Source organism: Deltaproteobacteria bacterium (assembly GCA_016874775.1).
Taxonomy (GTDB): domain Bacteria; phylum Desulfobacterota; class Binatia; order Bin18; family Bin18; genus VGTJ01.
In genome coordinates this window covers 1-15,258 of the sequence record VGTJ01000156.1, presented here as the reverse complement: position 1 = coordinate 15,258, position 15,258 = coordinate 1, and the positions used below count along the sequence as shown (strand labels likewise).

General features: G+C 52.0%; 13 protein-coding genes. 11 read left to right on the top strand and 2 right to left on the bottom strand.

Annotated elements, in window-relative coordinates; translation table 11 throughout:
- Positions 1-108: 108 nt before the first annotated feature.
- Positions 109-447: a hypothetical protein gene (locus FJ147_21920; protein ID MBM4258542.1), complete on the bottom strand. Its 339-nt coding sequence runs from the start codon at positions 445-447 to the stop codon at positions 109-111.
- Between the two features lie 232 nt (positions 448-679).
- Here FJ147_21920 and FJ147_21915 point away from each other — a divergent pair, with 232 nt between their 5' ends.
- The 11 genes from FJ147_21915 to FJ147_21865 all read left to right on the top strand — a co-directional run bounded on the left by FJ147_21915 (position 680) and on the right by FJ147_21865 (position 11,069).
- The gene (locus FJ147_21915; GenBank protein MBM4258541.1) at positions 680-1,495 is read left to right on the top strand and encodes an enoyl-CoA hydratase/isomerase family protein; all 816 of its coding nucleotides are present in this window, start codon (positions 680-682) and stop codon (positions 1,493-1,495) included.
- A gap of 274 nt (positions 1,496-1,769) precedes the next feature.
- Positions 1,770-2,468: a histidine phosphatase family protein gene (locus FJ147_21910; GenBank protein ID MBM4258540.1), complete on the top strand. Its 699-nt coding sequence runs from the start codon at positions 1,770-1,772 to the stop codon at positions 2,466-2,468.
- Positions 2,469-2,477: 9 nt separating this feature from the next.
- Complete coding sequence (locus tag FJ147_21905; GenBank protein MBM4258539.1) at positions 2,478-3,089, top strand: glutathione S-transferase family protein; 612 nt, start codon at positions 2,478-2,480, stop codon at positions 3,087-3,089.
- A 171-nt stretch (positions 3,090-3,260) separates the two neighbouring features.
- Entirely contained in the window at positions 3,261-3,842 is a 582-nt protein-coding gene (locus FJ147_21900; GenBank protein ID MBM4258538.1) for a hypothetical protein, read from the top strand.
- Between the two features lie 48 nt (positions 3,843-3,890).
- Positions 3,891-4,544: a MotA/TolQ/ExbB proton channel family protein gene (locus FJ147_21895; GenBank protein ID MBM4258537.1), complete on the top strand. Its 654-nt coding sequence runs from the start codon at positions 3,891-3,893 to the stop codon at positions 4,542-4,544.
- Complete coding sequence (locus FJ147_21890) at positions 4,531-4,953, top strand: biopolymer transporter ExbD (protein MBM4258536.1); 423 nt, start codon at positions 4,531-4,533, stop codon at positions 4,951-4,953. Before FJ147_21895 ends, FJ147_21890 begins: the two co-directional genes overlap by 14 nt.
- Positions 4,954-4,985: 32 nt before the next feature.
- On the top strand, positions 4,986-6,293 hold the full coding sequence (locus FJ147_21885) for a VWA domain-containing protein (protein ID MBM4258535.1): 1,308 nt from the start codon (positions 4,986-4,988) through the stop codon (positions 6,291-6,293).
- Positions 6,294-6,408: 115 nt separating this feature from the next.
- Entirely contained in the window at positions 6,409-8,826 is a 2,418-nt protein-coding gene (locus FJ147_21880) for a hypothetical protein (protein MBM4258534.1), read from the top strand.
- 173 nt (positions 8,827-8,999) lie between these two features.
- Entirely contained in the window at positions 9,000-9,662 is a 663-nt protein-coding gene (locus tag FJ147_21875) for a MotA/TolQ/ExbB proton channel family protein (GenBank protein ID MBM4258533.1), read from the top strand.
- Positions 9,652-10,071 carry a biopolymer transporter ExbD gene (locus FJ147_21870; protein MBM4258532.1) on the top strand — a complete coding sequence of 140 codons (420 nt, stop codon included), beginning with the start codon at positions 9,652-9,654 and terminating at the stop codon, positions 10,069-10,071. Before FJ147_21875 ends, FJ147_21870 begins: the two co-directional genes overlap by 11 nt.
- An 11-nt stretch (positions 10,072-10,082) precedes the next feature.
- Entirely contained in the window at positions 10,083-11,069 is a 987-nt protein-coding gene (locus FJ147_21865) for a hypothetical protein (protein ID MBM4258531.1), read from the top strand.
- A gap of 87 nt (positions 11,070-11,156) precedes the next feature.
- Here FJ147_21865 and FJ147_21860 read toward each other — a convergent pair whose 3' ends face one another.
- A complete protein-coding gene (locus FJ147_21860) occupies positions 11,157-14,972 on the bottom strand; it encodes a hypothetical protein (protein MBM4258530.1) in 3,816 nt (1,271 codons plus the stop codon).
- Between the last annotated feature and the right edge of the window lie 286 nt (positions 14,973-15,258).

The window sequence follows — 15,258 nt, the reverse complement described above, 5'->3', positions numbered from 1 at the left end:
CAAAGGCCTACAGGTCTCCGACGATGAGTTTCAAGCGCTCAATATCAAACCCGGTAAGTTTCATGGCGATTGGAACTATACGCTTCTTCCTCGCTCTTAATCGGTAACTTAATTCTTGCCCATGCCTAACTGAATTTGTGCCTCAGGTAGCCCCAGCTCCAAAGCCAGAAGCATGGCATACTGACTCATCCGAGTGAGGTGGTCACCACTACGGTGATCACGGAAATGCAGAGCGGTGGCAATGCGTAAGAGCACTTCATAGATGCCATGCTCGAATTCCTGTGCTTTTCGACGTTCGGCTTCGAAGGCCTTTCTGAATGTGGAGGTGAGGGTCTGTACCTGCTGTGACGTGACTCCGTTGACGTGATCTAGGTCTTGCTGGAGCTGCGAGAGCTGCTGTTGGAGTCCGTCGAGCAGGTGGAGCAGGTTAGGAGAGGGAGGATTCATGCCGGAACTCCTGTCTGTAACAAAATAGCGAGCAAGGCGGTGCTCTTGGGCGCGTGCCCCTGGCTCGTTCTGAAGAGCTATCGGGAGAACGAGCAATTCGTATAAACGAAAGTTCGTCCCCTATAGGCAACCCCTTCGAGGCTGTGGTAAGCCACAGCCTGACCCATAACATTCTGGGAACTTACACTGAATTTGATGGAAGCGATGTACACACGAAAAGGAGGAGCGAGCGATGGCATATGAAGCGATCATTTATGAGAAAGTGGAAGACAAAATCTTTCGCATTACCTTGAACCGGCCTGAGAAGCTCAACGCGATGAGTCGGCAGTTGCTGGCCGAATTAGATAGCGCGCTTGATGAGTTTGAGGCCAACAACGATGCGAGTGTGTTGATTGTTCGTGGTGCTGGCCGCGCCTTCTGTGCGGGATACGATCTGGCGCCGGTCGGCGGGTCGGGCGGCTTCACGGTGACAAGTGACCGCTGGGGATTACGTAAAATCGTCCAACGCTGGCAGCGACTGTGGAACTTGCCGAAGCCGACCATCGCGCAAGTGCATGGTTTTTGTTTAGCCGGGGCCACGGAGTTTGTTGGTCATTGTGATCTGGTGTTCGCCTCCGAAGATGCACAGTTCGGTCATCCAGCGGGAAGATCCCTTGGTGTGTTGCCCACGCTTTCGTTATGGCCGTACCTCATCGGCATTCGCAAGGCTAAGGAGTACTTTTTCACCGGCGATTCGATGTCTGCCCAAGAAGCGCTGGAGAATGGTCTGATCAATCGTGTCTACTCGAAAGACAAGCTTGAGGAAGAAGTCTTGGCTTATGCACGTCGTGTGGCAATGGTGCCGCTTGATCTGTTGACGCTGCACAAAGGTGCCACGAACCGGTTTGTCGAAATTATGGGGATCTATGCTGCAGAACAGTCGGCTGCGGAATATGACGTGATTGCTCATCAGACCGTGACCGTAAAGAACGAAGTGAAGAAGATGGCAGATCGCGGCCTCAAAGACGCGCTGCGTGATCGTGATAAACCGTTTACGGGGAAGAAGTAACGAGAGCTCTGTTTGCTAAGTCCAACCACAGGAAAACTGCGGGATCTCGTCCTTCTGAGACGAAGCGTAGCTGAGGCGAAGAATCGCTCCCCCTCCACCCTTGAGATTCCTCGTCGCTGCACTCCTCAGAATGACAGCCCATCGGCATTCTTGTGACTGTACGTAGGTACATGCCCTGTTCGTGCTTCGCCAAGCGCAGGACCGGCTTGGCGAAGAGTGGTCGACAGAACTTCTTGTGCTATTTCAAAAAGGATGTTTATAGGAGTGTGCTGCTATGCAAGGACAAGACGGACGTCGCATTTACCTCATGCGTCACGGAGAGACATTGTACCAATCTCGTGCTGCCGAAGGGGCGTTGGGAAATGGCGAATTAACCGAACGTGGACGTGAGCAAGTTGCTTCGGTCGCACTGCTGTTTCGTGGCGTTCCGCTTGATCGTGTCTATGCGAGTCCTTTGTCCCGTGCCCAGGAGACCGCGCAGCTCGTTGCTAAAGAAAAGGGGCTCGATGTGCTGATCTCTGACGACCTGCGCGAGATCACGCCCGATGAAGCCGCGGTGGCAAAGCTTTCACCAGCAGACACCCTGCGCGAGGTGCAACGCTTTTTTAAGGAGTCCGCAACGAGTTGGGATGAACCATATCTTGGTGGGGAAAGCTTTCACCAGGTACAAGAACGTGGCGTACGTTTTTTCAACTCTTTGATGAGCCAAGACGATTGGCACACGACCCTGGTGGTTGCGCACGGTGGGTTGAATAACGCGCTCCTGGCGTATGTCACTGGCGTGACCAGTGGGCGCTTGCTGAACATTGAACAAGACTTTGCGTGTATCAATGTGATCGATATCGTGCATGGCAAGCCGATGCTGCGACTCGCGAACTTTACCTTATATGACCAACTCAAGATCAACCTGCGGGTCCACAGTATCGACCTTATTCTCAAATTGTTAGTTGAGCGGGGAATCGTCAAAAAGTAAGGAGGGAGTATGTTCACTCTGTACACGTATCCGATGTCAGGTAATGGCCGCAAAGTGCATATGTGCCTTGAAGAGGTCGGCGCGCAATATGAAATCTCGCGGATTGATCTTCTCAAAGGTGAGCAGAAAAATCCCGACTATCTCAAGCTCAATCCCAACGGCAAAGTGCCAACCCTGAAAGATGACAACTTCATCCTGTGGGAGTCGAATGCCGTCCTGCTGTATCTGGCGGAGAAATATCCTACGGCGAAGCTGCTTCCGACTAATGGGCAGGACCGGGCACGAGTGTTTCAGTGGCTGTTGTTTGAACAGACGACTTTTCGTCCTCCTCTGTCGACGTTGGTACGTCAGACCCGTTTCGTCCCCGTAGAGCAGCAAGACAAAAACCTCATCGCTCAACAGTGGAATGAGGTCCGTGCGAACATGGGAATTCTGCAGACCGCACTCATGGGACGTGAGTATCTCGGCGGTACCTTCTCAGTTGGTGATATGGCGGTGTTGCCCTATGTCTATCTGGCCACGGATTTAGGGTTGGACATCGCGCCGTGGGAAGGCGTGACTGCGTATTATAAGCGGCTTACTGCCCGTCCAACCTGGCAAAAAGTGATTGGCTGGAAATAAGCTGTGACGGTATTTGTTAGCCTGGCTTATAGTGCGTAGGGAAAAATGCCTGATAAGCCAAGACGTTACAAAATTTTAACGTTGCTAACACAATAGTAATGAAATTTTTCTTGACTTCATTTCAAGCCGGGCTTATGTAGTCGAATTAAACTATTTTGAAGAAAGTATGTAGTGAGCGTTCAACTCGTCATCCTTGGTCTCCTTTCGGAAAAGCCTCGCCACGGCTATGAACTTCGCCAAGAAGTCGAACGTCGCCTCTACGCGACCTATATCAACCTCAGTGGAGGTTCTCTGTATTACAACCTCGGGCAGTTGGAACGAGCCGGGTATGTGGAAAAAACCCGCGTCGAGCAGCAAGGCCGGTACCCAGTCCGTAGTGTCTACCAGATTACTCCGACCGGAACTGCCCATTTTCGTATCGAGCTGCGTAAACTTTTATTTGACCCCGAGGGGCGAGAAAGGGTATTTGACCCGTTTAACACTGCCCTGGCCTTTGGGCACTTTGTCGAAGAAGAGGAACTGCGTGAGGCAGTGATGGCACATCTCAAATGGGCGCAAGAGCGCGCGGCATGGATTCGTGGCCAGCAGAAATTTTGGCAAGAACAGGAAATTTCCTTTGCTCAAGCCAAGATTATCGAGCATGGACTTGCGCACTATGAGGCAGAGATTCGCTGGTTAGAGGAATTTCTGCATGATCTTGGTCGTCGGGAAACCCAGGTGCTGAAGCAGGAGCCGCACGCGAGCGTCTCATAGCATACGTACAGAAGAAGAGTTGAGTCTTAAAGTAAGGAGGATTCCATTGTGGAAAGCCAAGCAGGGTTAAGCGTTCTCGATATGATTCAACAGGGGTGGTACATCACCTACCCTTTAATCATCACCTCAATCATGACCATCACGGTTATTTGCGAGCGTCTCTGGGCGCTACGCGGATTGATCGGTGGGACCTTACGGGTTGCTGGTGGGCTCGTTGGTAAACTGCAAAAGGGGGATTTCAAAGGAGCGCTGACCTCCGCCCAACAGGACAAAAACGCTCCCGCCGCACGCATCTTCCGCGATGTGATTTCTCAACAAGACGGGGAGTCGCTTGAGTATCTTTCTGAAGTTGTCGAAGACCGGCGCTTTGAAGAGATCGATGCCCTCAAAGGGGCGATCTGGATTCTCGGAACGGTTGCTGTCAGCGCTCCGTTCATCGGGCTGCTTGGCACCGTGGTTGGTATCATCAAGTCGTTCCACAACATGTCGGTAGCTGGCAGTGGTGGGTTTGCGGTCGTTGCTGGTGGTATTTCTGAAGCTTTAGTGGCTACTGCGCTTGGGTTAGCCGTCGCGATCGTTGCGGTTATTTTCTACAACTATTTTCAGACCAAGCTTGAGCGCATTGAGTCGGCTATGACGATCGCTTCTGACCGCGTGCTCGAAGCCATTCGCTTAGGGAGGAAAGCTCATGGGAATGTCTAGCCCACGTAAGAAAAAAGGCAGCAGCTCGGCCATCATGGCTGAGATCAACATTACTCCGCTGACCGACATCTTCTTGGTGCTGTTGATCATCTTCATGGTCACCAGCGTGGCGATGGTGCAATCGGGTGCCAACATCAACCTGCCTGAGGTTGAAGAGACGAAATCCGAACCACGACAGATTGTGATTATGGTGACGCCGAAAAAAGAAATCTTTATTAACAACACACCCACCACTTTGGCTGATCTCGAACAATTTCTTCGCCCACTGATTACCGCGCAACCTGATATTCCTGTGGTGTTAGAAGGGGATAAGGAAGTGTTGATGGGTGATGCAGTACAGATTCTCGCTATTGCGCAAAAGGCTGGTGCAAAAACAATCGCTGTAGCTTCTGAAAAAAGGGCAAGCTAACCGCTTTCCTCCAGAGCGAAACCGGGTGACTTATGGCTGAACAACGAAAACAATCACCACCGCCGACGTCTGTTCAACAAGAGTTGCAAGAAGACCTGTGGCTGTATCGTGGGCAGCGGGTTGGCAAGAATGCTCGCTGGTTTGCTATCTCCGCGGTTGCTCATGTGTTGTTGCTTGGACTGTTTGCCACAGTGTCGATGACGATGGTGCAGCGACAGCGTGATCAGGTCAAGATTGCGAAAGTCCAAGATCTGGCGCCGTCGCTCGAAGAGCAAGAGCGCATGAAGAAGGCGCAGGCGGAAGACAAAAAGCCTGAAGACTGGGAAGGCGAGCCTTCGTTGAAGGACTTACCTGGCGTACTCAAGATGGAGCAGTTGGCACCAAAGAAGGCGTCGACGCCAGCCGGTCCGCCACCAGAAGTGGGGAACGTGCAAGCGGTTCGTGCACCGGTGATGCCGGTAGCTCCTCCCCCACCAGCAGCACGAACACTGCCCGTGATTGAAGGGCTTGGGCCCGGCGTCATTCAGGTGAGTAACACTGGCCGAGAGAATGGTGTCGGCCAGTTTTCGAATCTTAATGCGATCGGAAACATTGGTGGCGCGGTTGGCGGCCTTGGTGGAGAGGGTGGTGATTATGTTGGTGGGTTGCGTAAAGTTGGGCTCGATGTTGCCCTGGTGATCGACGCGACTGACAGCATGCAGTTCGTGGCAGATTCCCTCAAATCGCGATTACTCAAACTCATCTCTTCTTTGCACAAGATGGTGCCGACGACGCGCATCGGTATTGTTGCCTATCGCGACAAAGGTGAAGAGTACGTCACAAAATGGGTGGATCTCAGCTTCTCGACCAGCAAGTTGCAGGACTTCGTTTCCAACCTCCAAGCCGGTGGAGGTGGCGATTGGCCGGAGGCGGTATTTGACGGACTCGAAGCTGCAGTCAACGACCTTAAATGGCGGAAAAACTCTAAGCGTGTCATCGTGCTGGTGGCAGGCTCCCCACCACATCCAGAGTCTGTCAGCAATGTGCTGGGTTTAGTGCAAAACTTCCAAGCCCAGGGTGGGATGGTGAGCGTGTTGGATATGGCTGAGAAGATGCACGAAGATTTTGAACGTGTCATCTACCGAACCAGTGCCCAGCTCGAAGGCAAGCCTCATAAAACGAGCCCATTGCCTGGGTTCTACCAAGAGTTCCGCAGTACGATGTCGTCAATCGCCAAGGCCGGTGGTGGCGAGTTCATTCCACTGACTGAGGACAAAGCCCTGACCAAGCAGATTATCGTGATGACGTTTGGTTCACGCTGGCAGACAGAAATGGCGAAGTGGTTGCGTGATCTAGAATAACCGCAGGGCGGTTGCGATCGATGACAGCATAAGGTAGGGGCAGGAGCGCATCCTGCCCCTACTCTTCTCTAGAGGAGAGTGTGACAAGCGCAGAGTTTCGACAAGGAGAGTCGCAGTGCAACTGTTGGTGATTTTTTCTTTGCTATGTTCGCTAGTGTTCTCGTTGCCGCAAACGAGTAATGCCGACACCGTCGCAGGCTTACTCGGGCAAGCGCGCAGTGCCAACGCCCAAGTGCGGGGACTCAAAAAAGGCAGCGTGAGTGATAAACAACAAGCGGTTCAGATTCTTGGTCCAGTCGTGCTTGGCGTCGTCGGAGCCTCTGACCTGGCAAACGCCGCGCAAACACAGCGCGGCACAGTTCGTGAGCTGTGCGACACTCTCAACGATCCCCTCGAAGACATCTACAACGATGCTTTCTCTGACATTAACCGCATGAGTAAGCACGTGATGGATATCGATGGCGATCTCGAAGCGCTGTACGAAACGCGTGAATGGAAAGACGCGCAACTGGTTGGCTCGCAATCGCTCTACTTTCTCAACTGGCTTCGGTACATTTGCTCATTTGTCGCTGACGGGGGAAAGCGGAAGGAGATGTTGCAGAAAGCCGCGGACGGCTTTGGTGAATTTGCTGTTGGTAAACAGGGCTCGCAACTGAAACGAGAAAGCCTCTTTGGTCGTGCCTTAGCGGAGAAAGAACTGCGACAATATGACTGGGCGATTCGGGATCTGGAGTTGCTCCTGCAAGATGCTGGTCTCCCTGATGATATGGAACGCAAAGTGCGTGCAGGCCTTGCTGACGCAAAAGCCAGAAAAGCTCGCGGCGGCAATCAGAAAGATGACGAGGAAGAAAAGGCACCAGCGCAACCCACGCCTGAAGATATTGCCAAGGCGCACTTAGACAGGGCGCGAACTCTTTTCGATCGCCGTCGTAAGGAGACTGGAGCAACCCGTGAAAAGACGCTGCTTGAGGCGATCGCCCATGCTGAGGAAGCGAAAAAGAAAAGCGACAAAGTCAAAGCAGCAGCAGACGCCTTAGTCAAGGAAGAACTCACGCCCGAAGAAGCTGCCATGCTGGAGGAAGATCGTAATCCGTTTCCACAGTGGAAAGAAGCAACGGAGATGTTACGTACACAGAACTACTCTGCTGCCGTGCCGTTGCTCAAAGAAGTCGTGGCCTCAGATGATCCTCGCGCCAAAGGTCATCGTCGTGACGCCTTGTACTTTCTTGGTGCTGGTCTTTTCCAACAAGGCGAATATCGACAAAGTATCGAGCGTATCGATGAATTCTTTGGTAACGATGGCGCTCCGGCACGCTACGGTTCTGATGCCGCGTATCTCCGCTTCAAAGCGGCTGAGAAGCTTTATTCGAGTCCTCCACAACCGCCATCAGATGAGACCATCAAACTGTATCTGACCATGACGAGGGAATTTATTCGCCGCTATCCGACGCACAAGTCGATTTATGAGGCATACTTCCGGCTCGGTGAGTATGAACAAACGCAAAAGAACTTTCTGAGCGCGACTGATTACTATCAGAAAGTGACAGGCGACGTGCCCTTCCGCGTGCGTGCGGATTTTGCCACCCTGCAGAGCTATTCAGCGTTACAGCAAGCGCTGGATGAAAAGAGACCAGTGAGCATTAGTGAAAAAGACCTTCGCTCTCGCACGGGATCTGCGCTGCAATCGTTCTGGAAGAGTCTTGCCCTGCTCGATCAAAACCCTGGGCAGGGGAACGCAATTAAGGAACTCAAAGACTGGCGTGGAAAAGCGACTTTTATGCAGGCCGTCCATCTTGGCAAAGACATGGATGGGAACGCCCCAGCACTGGTGACCCTACTGCAAGATTTTGAGCGGAAGTATCCGGAACAGGGTGAAGCATTTGAATCAGTCTCTCGTACCCGTCTGATTGCGTTGCAAAAAACCGGACGCTACGCCGAACTGGAAAAGGAAACTGAGCGCATTCTTGCCACCTATAAAGGTGAACAACAGAAGGAGTTGCTGAAGGGGCTGAATCAGGTGCTCACCTCAGATATCAAGCGCCTGGACAAAGGTGACGACAAGAACAAAGACAATCTTCTGGCGGCGAAACGTACCCTGGCGCGGTTGCATGCGGAACGACTCAGGCGTGCCGACGACTTTGGACCTGAGGAATCTCCAGAACAGTTCAAATACGATCTCGCGCAACTGTATCTCGACATTAAAGACTACGATAAGGCGGGACAAATTTATCAGGAACTGCGGACGGGGAAATTTTCCTTAGCCGCACTCGCGGGGCTTGCCCAGATTGCCGATGTCAAAGGCAACACCGATCAAGCCTTCGCTCTGTGGGGAGATCTGTTAAAAGAGACCAAACCCGGTGAACCGGCCTGGTTCCGTGGGACCTACGGTGTTGCCCAACTCCAAACCAAACAAGGTAACAAAGACCTGTCATGTAAAACCATTAGTGATGCATTCGTCAGAATTAGCCAACTGCCTGACCAGAGCCTCCGCCGACGTATTCAAGACTTGTCAATGCAGAGTTGTAAGAAGTGAAGAAAGTAGTCAGGAGTCAGCATCCAGTAGTCAGGAGAGAAGACAATAAAATCCATGCTGGCTACAGGCTACTGACTACTGGCTACTCTTTTATTCTTCCCTGAATCCTACAGCCTAAAGCCCGTCTTCAGTGCTCTTCCCCTCTTTCGTCGACTCCGATAGATATACGGCCTATGTCAACAGAACCGATCTCTGGGGGATTGTGGTTTTTCATTGCCAAAGGCGGGCTATTGATGATCCCGCTCATCATTCTGTCCATCGTGGCCCTGACTATCGCACTCGCGAAATTCTGGGAACTGTGGCGCTTTCGCACCCGCCTCAATAAGCTGACCAAGCGGCTCTATGCCTTTGTCCAAGATGGCAACATCTCAGGAGCGCTGCAGACGAGTCGGGAAGATGAGACCGCGCTTGGTCGTGTGTTCGAGAGTGCCGTTATCCATCGCGCACAAGAGCGGGGAGATGTGACCCGACGGCTGGAACGTCTCGGTGGCGATGTCATTGCCGAATTGGAATCGTACATGAGCGCCCTCGCCTCGATTATTGGCGTCGCTCCCATGATCGGTTTTCTCGGGACGATTATTGGTCTGATCAAAGCCTTCATGAACTGGGAGACGATTGGTGATCGCATTACTATCAACGTCTTGGCTGGTGGTATTTACGAAGCGATGATCACCACTGCTGCGGGGTTGATGGTCGCGATCCCGTATTACCTGATCTACAATCACTTGACCGGCAAGATCGCCAATCTGACACGATTGACCGAAGAACATACCGAAGAATTTGTCGACCTCATCGCCGAAACGAACGTCAAGGAGCCAGTCCGCCATGCGCTTTAAGCAGCACCGGAAGGCCATGCTCAGCATGGAGTCGGTGGCGATCACCGACATCATTATGAACATGTTCATCTTCTTCTTTATCACATTTAGTTTTCTGGCGACATTCAATAAATCAAATGAGGGTCAGGTCGATGTCAGTCTTCCCAAAGCGACTTCTGCCGCTCCGTTGGTAGAAAAGAAAAGTTTGTCGGTGAACCTCACCAAAGACGGTGGCCTCTTTTTGAATGAGACTCCTATGACTGCCGAGCAGCTCAAAACGCGTTTACAAGAAGAAAAAACCCAGGGCGCAGAAGTGACCCTGGTCGTACGAGCCGACAAGGAAGTCCAGCATGGCCGTGTGGTCGAGGTCATGGACATTGCTCGTAACGAGGGCATGAATAAGCTGGCGATTGGTGCCCAGTCACGTTAGCAACGAGGGAAGTGGCGAAACGGAGAACAGAGGAAACGGAAGAGCAAGGAGAATACCTCCTTTTCCCCTTTCGCCGTCTTTCCCCTGCGCCTTTCCCTGATATGCAAACTGCGTGGCAACAACACAACCTGACTGCGATCAATCATCGCTTAGCTGCGCTCAAGCGGCTTCCGACCGGCCTCATCTTCGAGCGCAAGTCGCAATATAACCACATCGTCGTTCGTAAGACCTCAGATCAACTGCTCCTCTGCTATCGACATGACCGGCATCGCACCGAAGAAGTCGAGTCGCGCCTTGATCCAGAGAATCCTCTTGCACTGCTGTCGGATTACACGCAAGCGATGCTGTTAGCTCTGGCCTGGCAACCACAGCCACAGCGCGTGTTGTTGCTCGGCCTTGGTGGTGGCCGCTTGCAGATGGTGCTGCATCACTATCTTGAACAGGTGCAGCTCTATACCGTCGAGCTAGATCCCGAGGTGGTTGACGTCGCGCAACGTTTCTTCGCCTGGCAGACCGACGAGCGCCAACACCTGGTCATCAAAGACGGACGCGATTACCTGCGTGGCTTTCCCACCGAAGCGCCATATGACATCATTCTTCTTGATGCCTTTCAGGTCAGCGGCATTCCTGTACACTTGTGTACGCGCGAGTTCTTTGCCGAGTGTCGAGCAAACCTCGCTCCTGATGGGATTGTGGCAACTAATCTCCATGCATCGACGGCGATTTATGATTCGCTCCGCAAAACCTTCGCCATGTCGTTTCGTTCGACCACGGCGTTTCGTTTAGTTGGTGGCAATGTGGTCGTGGTTGGTAGTGAATCTGAGCGGTTGGGATTGCCAGAGATTCGCGAACGCATTGCTGCGGTACAGACGCGGTGTGGCTTTGACTTCGGTTTAGCAGAACTCGCCCGTCGCGAATCTTCTGGCGCACCGTATCGTCAAAGCGCCCCGATTTTGCGCGATGCGTACACAGCGATGGGGGAGATGCCATCACGCTGAGTGCTATTGCCGGGAAAGCCAGCCGTAATTGCTGCCCTCTCCCGCAGAAGTTCCGCGAACTTTGGACTTTGAACTTTAGACTTTGCCCTACTTCGTATACCGCTCAATCTCCGCTTCCACCTCTTTAGGTCGATAAAACTCCTTGACCAAATCCTCTGCGGCGTAAGAGTTGAGAGTCTCGTCCTCCGTGTAGCGCAGATACCGCATCCCTTCCGGGCTGGCGTCGAACCGACCATCGGGCAATAAATCCAACCATGCTCCAGGTCCGAAACTGTAACGATAGAGAAACGTTGCACACGAAGTGACATCCCAAAATTGCAAACGACCAGCTGCACCAGCGGCGACCAGGTATTTGCCATTGGGGGCAAACTGTACAGAATACACGGGTCCCAGATGTCCTGCTAACACTGCTTCACTCTTGCCATTCTCTACCGTCCACAGGCGCACGCTGTGGTCGCTACTACCCGAGGCTAAGGTCTGCCCAATGGGAGTAAAAGCGACTGACCGTACCCAGTTTTTATGGCCTTGAAGTACCCGCAGTTCTTGGCCTGTGTTAACTGCCCACAGACGTACGCTATAGTCATCACCACTTGACGCGAGAATGAGACCGTCAGAAGCAAAAGCAATCGACCATACTATATTTCGGTGACCTTGGAGGACGTAGAGTTCCTTGCCGCTACTAACGGCCCACAGTCGTACGCTGGTATCGGCACTAGCAGAAGCTAAGGTTTGTCCATCGGGAGCAAAAACAACCGACCGTATCGAGTCTTGATGGCCCTGGAGAATACGGGATTCCTCATCGGTGTTCACGGCCCAGAGACGGACACTGTAATCGGCACTGGCAGAGGCCAGGGTTTGTCCATCGGGGGCAAAAGCAATCGATCGTACTGAATCCTGGTGACCTCGCAGGATACGCAGTTCTTTCCCAGTGCTCACAGCCCACAATCGTATACTCGCGTCATCACTAGCAGAGGCCAGGGTTTGTCCATCAGGGGCAAAAGCAATCGATCGTACTGAGTCCTGGTGACCTCGCAGGATACGCAGTTCTTTCCCAGTACTCACAGCCCACAATCGTATACTCGCGTCATCACTAGCAGAGGCCAGGGTTTGTCCATCAGGGGCAAAAGCGACTGATGTTACCGAGTTTTGATGCCCCTTGAGGATGTGGAGGACTTGGCTGGTACGGACTGTCCACAAACAGATACTTTTGTCAGCACCAGCGGAGGCTAAGATTTGCCCGTCGGAGGCAAAAGCAACTGACGATACAGGATGCTGATGGCCTTGGAGGATACAAAGTTCCTTGCCGCTACTAACGGCCCACAGTCGTATGGTAGTGTCGTCACTGGCGGAGGCCAGGGTTTGTCCATCAGGAGTAAAGGTGATGGCCTGTACCGAGTTCTGATGGCCTTGGAGGATACAAAGTTCCTTGCCGCTACTGACTTCCCACAGTCGTATGGTAGTGTCGTCACTGGCGGAGGCCAGGGTTTGTCCATCAGGAGTAAAGGTGATGGCCTGTATCGAGTTCTGATGGCCTTGGAGAGCATGTAGCAGTTGGTAATCGCTAGTGCGGTAAAGGCGAATGATACCGTCGTTACTAGCAGCAGCTAGAAGCTCACAGCCCGGACTGTATGCTATCGTTGTGACTGAAAGTGCATGATGACGTTGGACAACTGGCTGAACCGTGTTGTGTGAAAAAGTGTTACGTGAGGCGAGACCTACGCATTTCTCGATCTGTGCTGAGGTAATGCTTGCTGAGTTAATCGTTGCATCAGTGAAGTCACAATTAGTCAACTGCGAGCCAGTAAGGGAGATTCCCCTTAATTGTCCGTGACGGAAGTCTACATGCTCAATTACTGCTCTTTCAAGTCGTGCGTCCTGAAGAATCGCATGCTGACAATGTGTACCTATGATGAGAGTCTGGTTCAAGTTGGCTTTGGTCAGGTCAGCGCCATTAAGATTACTGTCAAGTAAATCGGCGCCCTCAAGGACGATTTCTTGTAACTTGGCACCGGTAAGTTCTAAACAGGCAGGAATTCGTTGCGCAAATATATTTTGCAAAGTCTCTACGTTATCAATTTTCTCTTCCATTCCACAACTGATGCGTCCGCTCCAATAGAGAATTTGCAACGCGTTCTCTGACAAATTTAGGGTGTAGCTCGTGGTCAAAATAGTTTGCAGCGGTGCAACTGTCGTTTGCCGCTCGTCTAACAAGGTCAGGAAGTAGATGACTTTACGATCAAAGCGACGAGTATTGAGTACCTGGGTCTGGCGACGGGATAGGTCGTCGAGAATTTTGCGAGCGAGGAAAAACTCCATGAACGAGCGATGAACAAACGAGAAGTTGCCATTGTCGTCACGCTTGAGGAAGGTCGCAGCCTGCATCTCACGGGCGATGTCTTCGACCTCCTCAACACCAAAGTCGATGCTTTTGTTGGCAGCGAGTTTCTCCACGAACGGCACCAGCTCTTTGTAGTGGATACTATCCTTCTCCTCGTGCCACATACGCCAGGCCAGTTCGAGCATTAACTGCAGCTTGAGGGTCTTGTCGAGAATCCGTCCTTTGGTTTCCTCACGGTCTACCCAGAAGTTGGTGTAAACGGTGTAGAGGTTTGCTGCATTGATCCTCTGGTCGTCCACCAGTTTAGGCAGTGATTTGACGATCATATCGAGCAGCAAAGGTCGATGTGCTAATTCCTGCAGGTTGTGAATCTTTTGAATTGTCTGCCAGTCGTCCTTGAAAGTTTGCGCTCGCGCCTTACGTAGATACTCCTGGATTTGCGTGTCGTCGAACTCTTGTAAGTAAACGACCTCAGCTCCGGACTGTTGCTTCAACTCGCGATAGAGGTCGGTCTCGACCTGTGACAAACGTGGACCTCGGTCGATCAACCTGACTTGTTCATTGCGATCTTTGAAGTAATGGGTACGGCAGGTGAGGATGACTTTGCCACTCTGTTCCGCTGCCCGCCGCAGTTCATGAAAGTTACTACGTGTGACTTCCCAACGTACGCGATCAGCCATTTCATCAAAGGCATCGAAGAAAAGAATAATCTTGCCTAAGTGCACCAAATGTTCAAAGCGCGGAAAAGCCAGCGACAGGTTACGATCAGCGAAGTGCTTGACGATGATGCCTGACAGCGAGACTTCCTTGCGCACTTCTTTGAGGGGAATCAGCACCGGTGCCGGATGGCGCAACGGATCATCACGAAAACTCCGCGCGAGATTGTAAGCCAGAAAACCGGCCAATGTACTTTTGCCAGTGCCGAGGTCACCGAGCACGACGAGGAAGTTACTTCGCGTATCGCCAAGCCATTTGGCGAAATGTGGGATCGCCACCTGCTTCTCGTAGGTGACATCAGTGACGAGATTTGGGCGAATAAACCAATCTTGTCCTTCCCAGTGTTTGTTGGTTTGCGCTTTGTAGTCGTTGATCAGATGTTCGACATACGAGGAGAGCGGTACTAACTCAGCCAGCAGTTCAGGATACGTGGTGCAGTCGATACCTCCTTCATCGAGTGCCGTGCGTGTGTCAGCGGCAAAACCTTGCGATGAAACAGCAATCCAACGGTGCTTCGGCAGCTTTTTCTGGGTGATATTTTGTTGAGCGAGAATCTGATCTCGTTCGGTTGCAGTGATACGTTTATCTTTGCATTCAATGATCGCTTGCGTTCGTAAGCCACCCTCGCGTTTCTCAATCTGCAGGTCAACCTGCATGCCGCTGAGCTGAAGGTCCTGCTTCACCTCGAAACCGAGTAAGCGATACAGCGTCGCAACTTCATCTTCAAAACGTTTGCCTCTTTGCTGGTTCAACCGACCACGTTTAGCCGCATCTGGCTCGTACTCACGAAACTCGATCGGGTCTTCGCGAGTGAATTGTTGCTTAGAGTCTGGTCGAAAAGTTCTCAAATGAAATTAAGGGGTTGTAATTTAAAAGGAAACACGAAACACGGACACCAATATGGTCCCAGCGCTCCAGATGTACTCGGCAGAGACAATCTGACTCCTCTTGCGCAGATGTATCACAATACAATGCCCCTAGATTTATTTGGAAACTTCTTGGACAGACTCTTAGAGAGTGTTTTGAAAAAGGGATTGGTAAGCTTGAGGGATGAATACACTGCCGCGAGTTTATCCAACGGACCTGACCATGACCGAATGGACACAATTGAAGAGCTTCTTTCCCCCGGCCTCT

Bases quoted from the DNA above. Each gene is read 5' to 3' on its own strand.
- FJ147_21920 (MBM4258542.1), bottom strand. From the start codon at position 447: ATGAATCCTCCCTCTCCTAACCTGCTCCACCTGCTCGACGGACTCCAA.
- FJ147_21915 (MBM4258541.1), top strand. From the start codon at position 680: ATGGCATATGAAGCGATCATTTATGAGAAAGTGGAAGACAAAATCTTT.
- FJ147_21910 (MBM4258540.1), top strand. From the start codon at position 1,770: ATGCAAGGACAAGACGGACGTCGCATTTACCTCATGCGTCACGGAGAG.
- FJ147_21905 (MBM4258539.1), top strand. From the start codon at position 2,478: ATGTTCACTCTGTACACGTATCCGATGTCAGGTAATGGCCGCAAAGTG.
- FJ147_21890 (MBM4258536.1), top strand. From the start codon at position 4,531: ATGGGAATGTCTAGCCCACGTAAGAAAAAAGGCAGCAGCTCGGCCATC.
- FJ147_21885 (MBM4258535.1), top strand. From the start codon at position 4,986: ATGGCTGAACAACGAAAACAATCACCACCGCCGACGTCTGTTCAACAA.
- FJ147_21875 (MBM4258533.1), top strand. From the start codon at position 9,000: ATGTCAACAGAACCGATCTCTGGGGGATTGTGGTTTTTCATTGCCAAA.
- FJ147_21870 (MBM4258532.1), top strand. From the start codon at position 9,652: ATGCGCTTTAAGCAGCACCGGAAGGCCATGCTCAGCATGGAGTCGGTG.